General features: G+C 72.8%; 11 protein-coding genes. 3 read left to right on the top strand and 8 right to left on the bottom strand.

Annotated elements, in window-relative coordinates:
- Window positions 1-400 precede the first annotated feature (400 nt).
- Complete coding sequence (locus HED23_RS12600) at window positions 401-1246, bottom strand: maleylpyruvate isomerase family mycothiol-dependent enzyme (RefSeq protein WP_203183497.1); 846 nt, start codon at window positions 1244-1246, stop codon at window positions 401-403.
- A 301-nt stretch (window positions 1247-1547) separates the two neighbouring features.
- Between HED23_RS12600 and HED23_RS12595 the strand changes: the two genes are divergently transcribed.
- Window positions 1548-2612, top strand: a complete 1065-nt coding sequence (locus HED23_RS12595; RefSeq protein WP_203183496.1) for a lipoate--protein ligase family protein — start codon at window positions 1548-1550, stop codon at window positions 2610-2612.
- Window positions 2613-2660: 48 nt separating this feature from the next.
- Here the strand turns inward: HED23_RS12595 and HED23_RS12590 are convergent, their stop codons facing one another.
- From HED23_RS12590 to HED23_RS12565, 6 genes are all read right to left on the bottom strand, one after another.
- On the bottom strand, window positions 2661-3359 hold the full coding sequence (locus tag HED23_RS12590) for an amidohydrolase family protein (RefSeq protein WP_203183495.1): 699 nt from the start codon (window positions 3357-3359) through the stop codon (window positions 2661-2663).
- Window positions 3360-3471: 112 nt separating this feature from the next.
- Window positions 3472-4863, bottom strand: coding sequence for a diaminopimelate decarboxylase (locus HED23_RS12585; protein ID WP_238441932.1), 1392 nt, complete (start codon window positions 4861-4863; stop codon window positions 3472-3474).
- Between the two features lie 154 nt (window positions 4864-5017).
- Window positions 5018-6655 carry a PucR family transcriptional regulator gene (locus tag HED23_RS12580; RefSeq protein ID WP_203183494.1) on the bottom strand — a complete coding sequence of 546 codons (1638 nt, stop codon included), beginning with the start codon at window positions 6653-6655 and terminating at the stop codon, window positions 5018-5020.
- Window positions 6656-6817: 162 nt separating this feature from the next.
- A complete protein-coding gene (locus HED23_RS12575; protein WP_203183493.1) occupies window positions 6818-9037 on the bottom strand; it encodes an NADP-dependent isocitrate dehydrogenase in 2220 nt (739 codons plus the stop codon).
- Between the two features lie 99 nt (window positions 9038-9136).
- On the bottom strand, window positions 9137-9829 hold the full coding sequence (locus HED23_RS12570; protein WP_203183492.1) for a response regulator: 693 nt from the start codon (window positions 9827-9829) through the stop codon (window positions 9137-9139).
- Window positions 9826-10962: a sensor histidine kinase gene (locus tag HED23_RS12565; protein ID WP_203183491.1), complete on the bottom strand. Its 1137-nt coding sequence runs from the start codon at window positions 10960-10962 to the stop codon at window positions 9826-9828. The genes HED23_RS12570 and HED23_RS12565 overlap by 4 nt, the downstream gene beginning before the upstream one ends.
- A 167-nt stretch (window positions 10963-11129) precedes the next feature.
- Between HED23_RS12565 and HED23_RS12560 the strand changes: the two genes are divergently transcribed.
- Complete coding sequence (locus HED23_RS12560; protein ID WP_203183490.1) at window positions 11130-12110, top strand: carboxymuconolactone decarboxylase family protein; 981 nt, start codon at window positions 11130-11132, stop codon at window positions 12108-12110.
- Window positions 12107-12916, top strand: coding sequence for a class I SAM-dependent methyltransferase (locus tag HED23_RS12555; protein WP_203183489.1), 810 nt, complete (start codon window positions 12107-12109; stop codon window positions 12914-12916). Before HED23_RS12560 ends, HED23_RS12555 begins: the two co-directional genes overlap by 4 nt.
- Here the strand turns inward: HED23_RS12555 and HED23_RS12550 are convergent.
- Window positions 12894-14375: an amidase gene (locus HED23_RS12550; protein WP_203183488.1), complete on the bottom strand. Its 1482-nt coding sequence runs from the start codon at window positions 14373-14375 to the stop codon at window positions 12894-12896. The genes HED23_RS12555 and HED23_RS12550 overlap by 23 nt on opposite strands.
- Window positions 14376-14459 lie beyond the last annotated feature (84 nt).

Here is a 14459-nt window from a genome sequence, read left to right as displayed (position 1 = left end):
TGATCAAGGAATATCGCAGACCGTATTTCGCATACAGTCCGCAAGGCAAGAGCTCCGCCCACATAGCGGACAGCTTTTACACGACGATCGGATAACGGAGCTGCGACGGCAGGGCGACGACCGCACGGACGACCGCGCCACTCCGGGGCGCACGACTTCCGCAGGTCCACCGCCCGGAGCCCCGCTCCACCCCTCGGTCGTACACCGAAGCGGAGCTGGTCGTTCCACGCTGATCGGCGGCCGAAGGGCCGACTACCCGTGCCGACCGAAGGCCGAGAGGCCGGACCCGCTTCGGCCCACGATCACCGGCCGGCTGTCCGCGTCGGCCGCGCGCCGGGGCCGATCCCGGCAGGAGACGAACGGCGGGCGGCCCATCCCCGCCCCGGGTCCGCCCTCGTCCTCACGGAGCCTTGAAGTACTCCGGGAACCGCGGGCCCAGCCAGGGCTTGCGGCCCCACGCGAGGACCCGCCCCCTGGCCATGGCGCCCACCGGCGAGCAGCGGCCGAGCGCCATCAGAAGGAACGTGACCGGCTCGATGGAGATCGTGCAGTCCGGGCGGTCGCGGTCCGGAAGCTCCTGGCCCACGGTCGCCACGCCGTCGGTGAACGTCACCGCGAATCGGCCGCCGCCCCACAGCCGGACCACGTATCGGGCGTTCAGCCCTTCGGTGGCTGCGGCGTCGGTGACGCGCGGCATGGCCTCGATCATGAACGGGAGTGCCAGCGTGACCCTGGCCCTGTCGACCATGTGCGGACGCCCGAGTGCGCGGGCCAGGTCGTAGCCGTGGCCGAGCATGTGCGTCAGGAGGTACGAGCCGAGGACCACCCGGTTCATCGGCCCCATCGGCGTCATCAGTGTCTCGCCCGTGGGGCACTCGGCCACTGCGTCCAGGTAGGCCTCGGCCTGTTCCACGATCATCGCGGCCAGCGGTTCCGCCGCCCGCTCGCCGAATGCGGCGAGTGCCTGCTCGTTGGCCGCGGCGATGCCCTGCGGGGTGCCGTCGCCGTGACGGTGCGGCCGCCCCGCCGCCACCCCCGCCATCAGCTCGTTGGCCTGTGCCAGGTGCGCGGCCACCTCCCCCACCGTCCACACCAGGCCCGGCACGGGAGCACCGGTACCGGGGGCGCCGCGCAACAGCTCCGCGATCTCCTCGGCCGTCGCGCGTATCGCGTCGGCCAGCCCCTCGGGCAGGCGCCCGGAAGGCGTTCCGAGGATGTCCTGCCCCTGATCTGCCGCTGAGCCCATTCCGCCACCACTCCCGTGAACACCGTGCGCGTCACCCGAGCGCGCCGCCCGCGCCGTTGTCTGCGGGTACACAAGAACAGTCCGTACAACTTCCCGGCAAGAGGCCGGCGCGCGGAGGGGGACCCGGCCGCCGTCCCGGCCGGTCAGTTCACGAGAGGTGCCGCGCAGTTGCCCGGCCAGGGCCGCGTGACAGCTCTTCACCAGCGGGCATTAAGGTGCAATGCGAGGTATGTGCGCGTCTATCCGGATGTCGGGGCAACGGGCTCAGGATCCACGCCGCGCGCTGGAAGGGAACGAAGCCGTGCATGGCGAGTACAAGGTGCCCGGCGGCAAGCTTGTCGTCGTAGATCTGGATGTCGCGGAAGGGGTACTGCGCGACGTCGTCGTCGCCGGGGACTTCTTCCTGGAACCCGACGAGGCGATCCTCTCCATCAACAGGGCCCTGGAGGGCGCCCCCTCCTCGACGGACGCCGCCGGCCTGGCCGCCCGCATCACGGCGGCACTGCCCGAGTCCGCCGTCATGCTCGGGCTGACCGCGGAGGGTGTCGGCATCGCCGTTCGGCGGGCTCTGGCCCACGCGACCGAGTGGAGCGACTACGACTGGCAGCTGGTGCACACGGGGCCGCAGGCACCGGCCCTGCACATGGCGCTGGACGAGGTCCTCACCACCGAGGTGGCCGCCGGGCGGCGGGCACCCACCCTGCGGGTCTGGGAATGGGCATCGCCCGCCGTGGTGATCGGCAGCTTCCAGTCGCTGCGGAACGAGGTGGACCCGAGGGGGGCCGCGAAGCACGGGATGACCGTGGTACGCCGTGTCTCCGGTGGCGGGGCCATGTTCGTCGAACCCATGAGTACGATCACCTACTCACTGTCCGTGCCGGATTCGCTGGTGTCGGGCCTCTCCTTCGCCGACAGTTACGCCTACCTCGACGACTGGGTCCTGGGCGCACTCGGCGACATGGGCATCAAGGCCTGGTACCAGCCCCTCAACGACATCGCCACCGACGCCGGCAAGATCGCCGGGGCCGCGCAGAAGCGGATGGTCGGCCCTGACGGCGGTCCTGGAGCCGTCCTGCACCACGTGACCATGTCGTACGACATCGACGCCGACAAGATGCTGGAGGTCCTGCGCATCGGCAAGGAGAAGATGTCCGACAAGGGCACCCGGAGCGCCAAGAAGCGCGTCGACCCGCTCCGCCGCCAGACCGGCCTCGCCCGCGAGCAGGTCATCGAGAACATGATCGCCTCCTTCCGCGGCCGCTACGGGCTGACCGCCGGCGAAGTCACGACGGAAGAGCTGGCCCGGGCGGAGGAGCTGGTGCAGACGAAGTTCGCCACCGAGGAGTGGACGGCCCGGGTGCCGTAGCCACCGGCTGGGAACGGCCTCCCCCGTGGCGGAGGAGGCCGGGCCCTCTCAGACCTCGGCGGGGACGCGGCGCAGGAGGCGGCCGGGGCGCGCGCCGGTCATCTCTCCGTCGCGCAGTACGATCTCGCCCGCCACGAGGACGTGCCGCATCCCCTCGGCGTACTGCCACGGTTCGGCGTACGTCGCCAGGTCGGTGACCGTGCCCGGGTCCAGGACCGCGAGGTCGGCGACCTGTCCGACCGCCACGGTCTCCCGGTCGGGCAGGGGCAGCCGGGACGCGGGCAGGGACGTCATCTTGCGGACGGCGTCGGCGAGCCCGAGCACCCCGCTCTCGCGGCCGTAGTGGCCGATCACCCGGGCGAAGGTGCCGAAGTTGCGCGGGTGCGGGTGGCCGTCACCGGGCGCGTGCAGCACCCAGCCGTCGCTGGCGACCACGCTGCCGGGGTACCTCAGCACGGTGTCCACGTCGGCGTCCGCCATCGCGTGGTTGACGATCATGACCTCGCCCTGGTGCGCGGCCAGCACGTCCAGGACGGCGGCAGCGGGTTCGACGGCCTCGTCACGAGCGATGTCGGCGATGCTGTCGCCGACCCTGTCCGCGTACCGGCGGGGGCCGAGCATGGCGATGACGACGCCCTCGGGCAGGAAGGTGCGGCCGGCCCGGGGCCGCAGGTCGTCGAGGATCCGGGCGCGCGTCTCCGGGTCGCCGAGGCGTTCCAGGAGCCCCGGGTACCGGCCGGGCTTCACACCCCGGCGCGGGTACCGGCCGGGCTTCAGACCCAGCTCGGGTCCGGCCGGGCTTCACACCCCGGCGCGGGTACCGGCCGGGCTTCAGACCCAGCTCGGGTCCGGCCGGGCTTCAGGACCCGGCGCGGGTCCGGCCGAGGGAGATCAGTGCCCCGGCGTGGGCGAGGCCGCTCTCCGCCGCGATCTCGTCGAGTGTCTGGGCGGCGCGGACCGTGGCCAGCCGCACCTCGCCGGACCGGTCGGCCGTGAAGCCGTGGACGGCGGGCCGGGGCAGGCTGTTGTAGGCCCAGTGGGTCGAGAAGTAGTAGGCACCGGTGTCGTACAGGACGACGAAGTCGCCCTCCGCCAGCTCGGGCAGTTCCTGGCCGTGCGCGACGACGTCTCCCGCGAAGCAGCAGGGCCCCGCGATGTCCTGACGCAGCGGGGCACCGGTCCGGGGGTTGCCGTCGGCGTCGAAGGCGCCGACCCGCAGGGGCCAGGCGTCGGGCATCAGGACGGTGCGCGTGGCGGTCTGCGCCCCCGCGTGGGTGACGGCGATGCGCCGGCCTCCGGCCTCCTTGGTGTACTCCACCCGTGCGCCGATGAACCCGTTCTTGGCCAGCAGGGAACGGCCGAACTCCGTGACGAGCGCGTACCGGCCGTCGAAGAGACCCGGTACGGCCGCTTCGAGGGCGCTGGTGTACGCGGCGAAGGTGGGCCGGGTCCCGTCGTCGTCGAAGTTGACGGGCAGTCCGCCACCGATGTCGAGGCTTGTGATCTGCCGGGTACCGAGCGTCCGATTGATCTCCTCGGCCAGCCGGTACGTCTCCGCGACACCCTCCGCGATGAGTTCCAGGGGGCATCCCTGGGAACCTACGTGCGCGTGGAGCCGGGTGAGCCACGGGCGGTCGGCGAAGGCCCGCACCACGCGGTCGCGGGCGCCCGGATCGCGGAGCGCGACGCCGAACTTCGAGGTGGCGGTGGCGGTGCTCATCGCCCCGATGGAGCCGCCGCCGACCTGGGGGTTGACGCGCAGTCCGACGACGGAGGTGCTGCCCTCGGGGCGGAGTTCGCCGATGCGGCGCAGCTCGTCGAGGTTGTCGGCGTTGACCGCGACGCCGAGGGCGAGGGCCTCGCTGATCTCCTGCCGGGTCTTGGCGGGCGAGTCGAGGACGATCCTGGAGGGCGCGACACCGGCGTCGAGCGCGATGCGCAGCTCACCCGGACTCGCCACCTCGCAGCCCATTCCGAGCCCGGCGAGCAGCCGGAGGACGGGCACCAGGGAGGCCGCCTTGACCGCGAAGGTGTGGAGGACGTCCGGTGCGTGGGCGAAGGCGGCGTCGAGGCTCTCGACCGAGGCCCGGATCCCGTCCGTGTCGAGGAACCCGGCGACCGGCTGTTCCTCCCCGACGAGTCCGGTGGCGACGGCCGTGCGCATCGCGGCGTGGACACGCTGTGCCGGTGTGAGGCCGGCGTGGGCCGGGGGGACGGCCGCTTCCGGGGAGGTGTCGCTGGCAGATGTCACGGGGGGACTTTCTGGTGGGGCTGTGCCACGGGTGCGCGAGCGGTGTGGCGGGATGCAGAAAGATTGGTCCTCGCACCCCTGCCCCGTCTTCGTCGTCGGGGACAAAGCGTGGCCGATGTCTTGGCCGATCGGACGAACACCGGTCGAAATGCCTTCATATCACCTCGGTCAGACGCACTGCCAGAGCCAGGACCAGCCGGGTGTCCGGGTCGTCGAGGTCGATGTCGAAACGTTCGCGCGCCCGGCGCAGCCTGTACCGGAGGGTGTTCGGATGCAGGACCAGACGCCGTGCGGCCAGCGGGATGTCCCCGGCGGCCTCCAGGTAGGCGGCGAGGGAACGCACCAGGTCGCCGCCCGCCGCGAGGTCCGTACGGATCAGCTCGTGCACGGGACCGCTGCCCGACTCCCATACGGGTCGCACCGCGTCGAGCATGTGCAGGGCGTCGATCGTGGGCCCCACGTCACCGGGTCCGGCATGCCGGACAGGACGCGGGTCACGCCGCCTCGCCTCCCGGTCACGCAGCGCTCGCACGACCAGGAGGGCGTTCCCGTACGAGAGTGCTGCCTCCAGCCCCGACGCCACGGTCTGTCCCGCCCCGATCCAGACGGGTGCGGCGTCGGGGATCCCGGACGCCAGTGCGTCGAGCTCACGGGCCAGGACGAGGGCCTCGCGCGGGTCACCGCCGTCGTTCACGGGAATCAGCACTGCGACCTGGTCCTGTTCGCGCAGGACCCGGGCTGTCGAGCGGGACGCGGTGGCCTGCGCCGCGAGCGCCTCGAGCGTCCGGTCGGAGCCCTGGCGCTCCCGGGGGTCCTGCACGGCCGCGACCACGGCGCAGGGGGCGTCGGGTGGCAGGCCGAGCGACCACAGGTGCGCCCGCCGGTCACCGTTTCCGTGCAGCAGGCCACGCAGGGCGTGCGCCTCGCGCCGCACCGTGCCGCTCTCACGCAGCCTGTGCCTCAGCAGATGGGGCACGGCGAGCACGGCGGCCCGGCGCAGCACGTCCGCCGCATCGGGCGAGAGCCGCTGTCCGTCGGCGGCCGCCCACAGCGAACCCAGCATCTCGCCGCCGCTGCGCACCGCGACGATGAGGCGTTCGGGGCTGTCACCGTCGGCGGGCCGGTGGATGACGTCCTGCGAGGTCCACAGCGCGCGCAGCAGTCCGCTGCGGCGCAGTTCGGCGACACGCCGGTCGGGGACCCGGCCGCCCAGGATTGTCGAGCGGCGGACCCCGTCCGCGTCGGGGCCCGTCGCGGAGTGGGCGAGCACGCGGAACTGGGTGTCCTCCACGGTGATGGAGCCCCGGCAGTACCGGGCGGTGGCCGTGGCGAGAGCCGCGAGCCCTCCTCCGGCGGTGGAGTCCGCCATGAGGTCGCCGCGGCCGACGGACGCGAAGGCGGTGGCGGACCGCAGCAGGGCGATGGTGTCGCCCCAGTCCGCCCATTCCGCGCGGGCGAGCAGCGCGATGCCGCAGTCCTCGGCCGCGGCCCGGGCCTCCGCCGGCACGGACGTCCCGTCGGATTCCCGCAGCACCACCGCCGCCGCGCCGCGCCGGGCGGCCTCGCGTACGGCCGCGGAGGCGTCCGGCAGGTCCGGGGCGAGTCCTGCGGCAAGCACGATCCGCCCGTCGTGCGGGCGGGCGGCCCCTTCGTCACCGATGATCACGCCCTTGACCTCGATGTCCTGTCCGGCGGGGGCGAGCAGCAGGCGCAGGACGCCGTCCTCGTCGTAGGCCAGGATCTGGCGGAGCGTGACGTGGTCCGGGCCGTCCTCGGTGGTGCCTGGCGTCATACGCCGAGGATACGAGCAGCGGCCGGGGAGGCCGCACGCACGACCGCCCCGGCGGGCGGGGTGCCTGCCGGGGCGGTCATGTGCGAGGTGCGCGGCCGGGGATCAGCCCCTGACCGCACGCGGCCGGGGGGTTTCAGCCCTTGGCCGCACGCGGCCGGGGGATCAGCCCAGGGTCGCGATGGCCTTGTTGAAGGTGGCCGACGGACGCATGATGGCCTCCGCCTTGGCCGGGTCGGGCTGGTAGTAGCCGCCGATGTCGGCCGGCTTGCCCTGGACGGCGACCAGCTCGTCGACGATGGTCTGCTCCTGCTCGGCCAGCGTCTTGGCGAGCGGTCCGAACGCCTCGGCGAGCGCCGCGTCGTCGGTCTGCTGCGCCAGCTCCTGGGCCCAGTAGAGCGCCAGGTAGAAGTGGCTGCCACGGTTGTCGATGCCACCGAGCTTGCGGCTCGGGGACTTGTCCTCGTTGAGGAAGGTGCCCGTGGCCCGGTCCAGGGTGTCGCCGAGCACCTTGGCGCGCGGGTTGTCCGTGGTGGTGGCCAGGTGCTCGAAGCTGACCGCGAGGGCGAGGAACTCACCCAGGCTGTCCCAGCGCAGGTAGTCCTCCTTGACCAGCTGCTGGACGTGCTTGGGGGCAGAGCCGCCGGCGCCCGTCTCGAACAGTCCGCCGCCGTTCATGAGCGGGACGACGGAGAGCATCTTGGCGCTGGTGCCCAGCTCCAGGATGGGGAACAGGTCGGTGAGGTAGTCACGCAGCACGTTGCCGGTGACCGAGATGGTGTCCTCGCCTCGGCGGATGCGCTCCAGGGAGAAGGCCGTGGCCTCCTCCGGCGTACGGATGGAGATGTCCAGGCCGTCGGTGTCGTGCTCGGCCAGGTAGGTGTTGACCTTGGCGATGAGGTTGGCGTCGTGCGCGCGGCCCTCGTCGAGCCAGAACACGGCCGGGTTGCCGGTCGCGCGGGCGCGGGTGACGGCGAGCTTGACCCAGTCCTGGATCGGCAGGTCCTTGGTCTGGCACATCCGGAAGATGTCACCGGCGCCGACGGCCTGCTCGAGCACGACGTCGCCCTTGCCGTCGACGACCCGCACCGTGCCGGTGGTGGGGACCTCGAAGGTCTTGTCGTGGCTGCCGTACTCCTCGGCCTTCTGCGCCATCAGACCGACGTTGGGTACGGAGCCCATGGTCGACGGGTCGAAGGCGCCGTTGGCGCGGCAGTCGTCGATGACGACCTGGTAGACACCGGCGTAGCTGCTGTCCGGGAGGACGGCGATGGTGTCGGCCTCGTTGCCGTCCGGGCCCCACATGTGGCCGGAGGTGCGGATCATGGCCGGCATCGACGCGTCGACGATGACGTCGCTCGGGACGTGCAGGTTGGTGATGCCCTTGTCGGAGTCGACCATCGCCAGGGCCGGGCCCTCGGCGAGCTCGGCCTCGAAGGACGCCTTGATCTCGGCGCCGGCGTCCACGGAGTCGAGGCCCTTGAGGATGCCGCCGAGGCCGTCGTTCGGGGTCAGGCCGGCCGCCGCGAGCGCCTCGCCGTACTTGGCGAAGGTGTTCGGGAAGAAGGCGCGGACCACGTGGCCGAAGATGATCGGGTCCGAGACCTTCATCATCGTGGCCTTCAGGTGCACGGAGAACAGGACGTCCTCGGCCTTGGCGCGCGCGACCTGGGCGGTGAAGAACTCGCGCAGTGCGGCGACGCGCATGACGGCCGCGTCCACGACCTCGCCCGCCAGCACCGGGACGGACTCGCGGAGCACGGTGGTGGTGCCGTCGTCGCCCGCGAGCTCGATGCGCAGGGAGCCGGCCTCACCGATGACGACGGACTTCTCCGTCGAGCGGAAGTCGTCGACGCCCATGGTGGCGACGTTCGTCTTCGAGTCGGCGGTCCAGGCGCCCATGCGGTGCGGGTGCGCCTTGGCGTAGTTCTTGACCGACGCGGGGGCGCGGCGGTCGGAGTTCCCCTCGCGCAGGACGGGGTTCACCGCACTGCCCTTGACCTTGTCGTACCGCGCGCGGACGTCCTTGTCCTCGTCGGTCCGCGGGTCGTCCGGGTAGTCCGGAAGCGCGTAGCCCTGCTCCTGGAGCTCTGCGATCGCGGCCTTGAGCTGCGGGATCGAGGCCGAGATGTTGGGCAGCTTGATGATGTTCGCGCCGGGAGTCTTGGCCAGCTCGCCGAGTTCGGCGAGCGCGTCATCGATACGCTGGTCGGCCTTGAGACGCTCCGGGAAGCCGGCGATGATCCGCCCCGCCAGGGAGATGTCGCGGCGCTCGACCGTGACACCCGCGGTCGAGGCGTAGGCCTCGATGACGGGCAGGAACGAGTACGTCGCCAGGGCAGGGGCCTCGTCGGTGTGCGTATAGATGATGGTCGAGTCAGTCACCGGGTGCTCCGCTCCACGTCTGCAACATTGCTTGACATCAAGATATCTCGTGACCGGTCCCCTCTCCACAGTGGCCCGCGCCCATTCCGGCGGAACGGATCACTCCTGTCCGGCGGAGCCCGGAACTCCGGGAGGCCTGCGCGCCTCGACCAGCCCGGACTCGTACGCGAAGACGACCAGCTGGGCCCGGTCCCGAGCGCCCAGCTTCGTCATGGCCCGGCTGATGTGCGTCTTGGCCGTGAAGGGACTGACCACCATGTGGACGGCGATCTCCTCGTTGGTCAGCCCCCGGGCGGCCAGAGCGGTCGCCTCGCGCTCACGCCGGGTGAGCGTCTCCAGACCCGGCGCGGTGGCACGGTCGGGCGGCCGGGAGACGAATTCGCCGATCAGCCTGCGGGTCACGGAGGGCGAGAGCAGTGCTTCGCCGCCGGCCGCGACCCCGACGGCCCGGAGGAGCTCGGCCGGTTCGGTGTCCTTGAGGAGGAATCCCGCGGCCCCGGCACGCAGGGCGTCGAAGACGTACTCGTCCATTCCGTAGTTGGTGAGGATGACGACGTGCACGCCGGCGAGCGCCGGGTCGGCTGCGATCTCACGCGTGGCGTCGATGCCGGTCATGACGGGCATCTGTACGTCCATGAGCACCACGTCCGGGGTGTGGCCGCGGACCAGTTCCACGCCCGTGCGTCCGTCCGCGGCCTCCCCGACGACCTCGATGCCGTCCTCGGCGTCCAGCAGGGCACGGAACCCCGCGCGCATCAGGGCCTGGTCGTCGACGATCACGACACGGATCATCCTGTGGCCCTCCGGGGCTCCAGCGGCAGTTCCGCCCGTACCGAGAAGCCCCTCCGCGCCCGGGGCACGGTTTCGAGGGTGCCGCCGAGAGCGGTGACGCGCTCGCGCATACCGGTCAGCCCGGTGCCCGGGGTCACGGTGCCACCGGGCAGGCACGGGCCGTCGTCGTCGACGGTCACGACGAGCACCGTGTCCGTGCGGGTGATCCGCACGGACGTGCCCGCCCGGTCGGCGTGCCGTGCGACGTTGGTGAGGGCCTCCTGCACGATGCGGTAGGCGGCGCCGTCGACGTCGGCGGGGAGAGTACGCAGGTCCCCCTCGACGACGACGGCCAGGACGATGCCCGCGGCCCTGGCCCGCCCGGCGAGCTCGTCCATCCGGTCGAGGCCTGTGCCGGGGTCCACCACGTCCGTGCGGAGTACCTCCAGCGTCGAACGGAGCTCCCGCATCGCCTCGCCGCTCGCCTCCTGGATGGCGAGGAGCGCCGGCTCCACTTCCGTGCCCCGCTTGCGGGCGAGATGCACGGCGACCCCCGCCTGGAGCTTCACGATCGAGATGGAGTGGGTGAGCGAGTCGTGCAGTTCGCGGGCGATGCGCAGCCGTTCCTCGCCGGCCCGGCGCAGGGCCGCCTCCTCCCGGGTGCGTTCGGCGTCCAGCGCACGCTGTTCGGTCTGGCGCAGATAGGCCTGCCAGTTCTTGTCGATGAGGCCGGTGACCCCGGCGCACAGGAACCAGCCGAGCAGGAGCAGCATGCGCTCGACGGTGTCCTGGACGCCGGGCACGGAGACGAGCAGCACCACGGTGTAGCCGAGGAGGAACAGCACCCCCGCGGCGACCGCCTGCGCCCGGTGTCCGTTGCGCGCCGCCGCGTGGACGGCCACCACCACGGGGAACGCCACCCAGCTCCCCGGATGCGCGTGGACGGCGTATCCGAACATGCACAGCGTGGTCACGGCGAGCACGGCACGTGGCGCCCTGCGGTGCGCGGCGAGCGCCAGGGAGCCGGCCGCGACGAGCAGCACATCGAGTGCCCCGGGCGAGGACGCCAGGCACGCCGCCGCGACGACGACCGCCCCGACGGCCGCCGCGGCAGCCGTGTCCAGCAGTGTCCGCCCGTCGGTGTTCCCCCGCATGAGCGGCAGACTAACTCCCGTACACCGGCGGGCGCGTCGTCCTGGAGGACTGGCGTGCACTGCTCCCCGGGAAGTAGTGCGTACGATTTCCCGTCGTCCCGGGGCAGCCGCAACTGTCTTCCTCCGTACGACGCCGCGGGCGGGCGGCGCGGGTGAGCATCGTCGCCATGACCGGACCCTTCCGATACACCTCGCCCGAACCGCCGAAGTCCGCCACCGGAGAGGTGGCCGACGTCTACGCGCAACTGGCCGCCGATTTCGGCATCAAGGATGCGACGACCTTCGTCGTCCTGTCCGCCTCCCCTCCCCTGCTCACCGCCACCTGGGCCCTGATGCGGGAGTCGCTGCTCGCCGGGCGCGCGTCGCGCACCGGAAAGGAACTGGTGGCGGCGGGCGTCTCCCTGGCCAACCGCTGCCCGTTCTGCGCGACCGCGCACGCCGTGCTGCTGCACGCCACCGGCGACCACCGGCTCGCCGAGACGGTCCTGCGGGGCGACGAGCCGGAGGACCCCGGCGACCGCCGACTGCTCGCCTGGGGCAAGGACATGAGCACACCGCAGCCGTTCCCGGAGCACGAGGCGGCGGAATACGTGGGGACCGCGCTCGCCTTCCACTTCATCAACCGGGTGGTGTCCTCGCTGCTGTCGGAGCAGATGCTGCCCGGCGGCATGGAGAAGTACCGGCTGGTGCGCAGCACGGCGGGCCGTTCGCTGGCGGCCACCGTACGCCGCGACCTGCGGCCCGGCACCTCCCTGCCGCTGCTCGGCACGACCGGTGAGGCACCGCCGTGGGCGGCGGACAGCCCGGTCGGTACGGCCTACGGCGCGCTGCGCACGGCAGCGTTACAGGGGGCCGGACTGCTGGGCGACGAGGACGCCGCGTTCGTACGGCAGTCGGTGGCGGAGTGGGACGGTGTCACGCCGCTCCCTCTGGCGGCGCGGCTGCCGGAACGGACGGACCGGCCGGGGGCCAGGCTCGCGCTGCTCGCCGCGCGGGCCCCGTACCGGATCACCGACGAGGACGTGGCCGCCTGGCGCGTTCCGCCGTTCACGGACCACTGCCTGGTCCATCTGATCGCCTTCGGCGCGATCTGTGCCGTCGAGCGTGTCGAGGCGGTCCTGCGGACGGCTGCCGGGGAGCGCGCGTGAAGGCCGCGGAGGCGTGGAACGGTCCTGTCGGCCGGCACTGGGCCGATCACCCCGACCGGTACGACGCGATGCTGGCGCCGTTCGACGCGGCCCTGTTCGACGCCGCCGCCATCGGCGTGGACGACCGGGTCCTGGACATCGGGTGCGGCAGCGGCGGGACGAGCCGGGCGGCGGCGCGGCTCGCACGGCGGGGCCGGGTCACCGGCGTCGACATCTCGGAGGCGCTTGTGGCACGTGCCCGGGCCCTGACCGATCCCGCGCGGGACGGCGACGTGACCTTCGAGCTGGGCGACGCCCAGCTCCACCTGTTCGAACGGGGCGGCTACGACGTGGTGATCAGCAGGGGCGGGGTGATGTTCTTCGCCGACCACGTCGCGGCCTTCACCCACATCGGCGGGGCGCTGCGTGCCGGCGGGCGCCTGGCCTTCGTCTGCCCCCGGCCCTCCCCGCCGGACGGGGAGGAGAGCAGGGCACTGACGCTGCTGGCCTCCATGGTGGGCGGGGACCACGCCGTGGACACGTCGGTTGCGAGGTCCATGGTGTCCCTGTCGGATCCGGAGCGGACCGGGTCGGTGCTGGAGGCGGCGGGCTTCGAGGACGTCACGGCCCTGCCGGTGACCGCCGCGACCCGCTGGGGCGCGGACGCGGCGGACGCGGTGGACTTCTTCGTCTCCCGGACTCAGGGGCCGCCGGTCACGGACGGCACGCACGCCGCGATGGCGGACGTGTTCCGGCCGTACGAGACACCGGAGGGTGTCCTGCTGCGGGCGGGGGTGTGGGTGGTCAGCGCCCGCCGGCCGTGCTGAGCGGCGGCGGCCGGTGCTCGTACCAGCGGCGGTCGGCCTCCAGCTGGGCCGCCAGCGAGATGAGCAGGGCCTCGCTCCGGGAGGGGCCGAGGAGCTGGGCGCCGAGGGGCAGACCGTCGCCGGTGAAGCCGGCCGGGACGTTCACCCCGGGCCATCCGAGGACGTTCCAGGGCCAGGCGAAGGGGCAGGCCGAGGTCATCGCGAGGTCGGTGCGCCACGCGCTGAGCCGGTCGAACGCCCCGACCCTGGGTGGCGGTGCGGCCGTGGTCGGGGTGAGGAGGACGTCGTAACCCTGCCTGCCTCGGGCGGTCTCGAAGAAGGCGCCGATCCTCGCGTGCTGGCGCACCTCACGGGCGCGGGCGGCCCGCACGATCCGGCCGCCGAGACGGGTCCCGGTGCGCAGGGCGCTGCGGGTGCGCGGGTCCAGGAGCCCGGGCTCGGGGTGCAGTGCGGCGAGTTCGGCGATGCCGGCGGTGGCTCGGGGTACGAAGGCGAGGCCGATCAGTCCGTAGCGGGGCCGGGCCTCCTCGACGTGGTGACCGAGCCGGGCGAGGGCCTCGGCGAGCGCGGTGACGGCGCGCAGTACCTCCGGATGGAGGGCGTTGCGGGTGAGGGTGAGCGGGGGCCGGAGGGAGAGGCCGATGCGCAGCGTGCCCGGGTCACGACGGGCCGCTGCGGACGCGTCGACGGCGGGCGGGCGGTGCGGGTCCCGGGGGTGCGGCCCCGCCGCGGCGTCCAGCAGGAGTGCGGCGTCCGCGACGGTGCGGGCGAGTGGGCCGTTGACCGTGAGGCCCTGGAAGGCGTCGCTGTGGGGATGGACGGAGATCCGGCCGCGCTGCGGTTTGATGCCGACGAGGTGCGTCCAGGCCGCCGGGATACGGATGGACCCGGCACCGTCCGAACCCAGCGCGGCGGGGACGAGCCCGGCTGCGACGGCCGCCGCGGAGCCGCCGGACGAACCACCGGGTGTGTGCGCGGTGCTCCACGGGTTGCGGGTGACACCGAAGGCGGGGCCCTCGGTGAAGGCCCACTGCCCCAGCTCGCAGGAGTTGGTCTTGCCGACGACGACGGCTCCGGCGGCCCGGAGCCTGCGGACGGCCTCGCTGTCCACCGCGGCGGGCGGCAGCGCGCCGTCGCAGCCGAAGTAGGTGGGCATGCCCGCGACGTCGGTGTCGTCCTTGACGGCGACCGGCACTCCCAGCAGCGGGAGCCGCTCCCCCGCCTCCAGTCGCCGGTCGGCCTCGGCGGCCTCGGCGAGTGCGGCTTCCGCGCGCAGCTGACGGAAGGCGTTGAGGGTGTGGCGGCTCGCCTCGATGCGCGCGAGTGCCGCGGCCACCAGTGCGGACGAGGTCGTCCGGCCCTCGGCCAGTTCCCCGGCGCATTCCGTGAGTCCGGGCTCTTCGGGCGGCTCCACCGGCCTGATCGGTCCGGTCCGCTCCGTGGGGTCCGCCGAGGACATCGCCACCACCTCTTCGCATCCGCCGGAGCACCGGCCCCCGGGGTCCGCCCGGAGTCCGCCCGAGCGGGTCTACTGGAGAGTAAC

It is taken from the genome of Streptomyces pratensis (assembly GCF_016804005.1).
In the GTDB taxonomy this organism is placed as follows: Bacteria; Actinomycetota; Actinomycetes; order Streptomycetales; family Streptomycetaceae; genus Streptomyces; species Streptomyces pratensis_A.
The sequence above is the reverse complement of the archived record's forward strand: the minus strand, read 5'-3'. Positions and strand labels throughout refer to the sequence as shown.

Bases quoted from the DNA above. Each gene is read 5' to 3' on its own strand.
- HED23_RS12600 (WP_203183497.1), bottom strand. From the start codon at position 1,246: ATGGGCTCAGCGGCAGATCAGGGGCAGGACATCCTCGGAACGCCTTCC.
- HED23_RS12565 (WP_203183491.1), bottom strand. From the start codon at position 10,962: ATGCGGGGGAACACCGACGGGCGGACACTGCTGGACACGGCTGCCGCG.
- HED23_RS12580 (WP_203183494.1), bottom strand. From the start codon at position 6,655: ATGACGCCAGGCACCACCGAGGACGGCCCGGACCACGTCACGCTCCGC.
- HED23_RS12550 (WP_203183488.1), bottom strand. From the start codon at position 14,375: ATGTCCTCGGCGGACCCCACGGAGCGGACCGGACCGATCAGGCCGGTG.
- HED23_RS12570 (WP_203183492.1), bottom strand. From the start codon at position 9,829: ATGATCCGTGTCGTGATCGTCGACGACCAGGCCCTGATGCGCGCGGGG.
- HED23_RS12560 (WP_203183490.1), top strand. From the start codon at position 11,130: ATGACCGGACCCTTCCGATACACCTCGCCCGAACCGCCGAAGTCCGCC.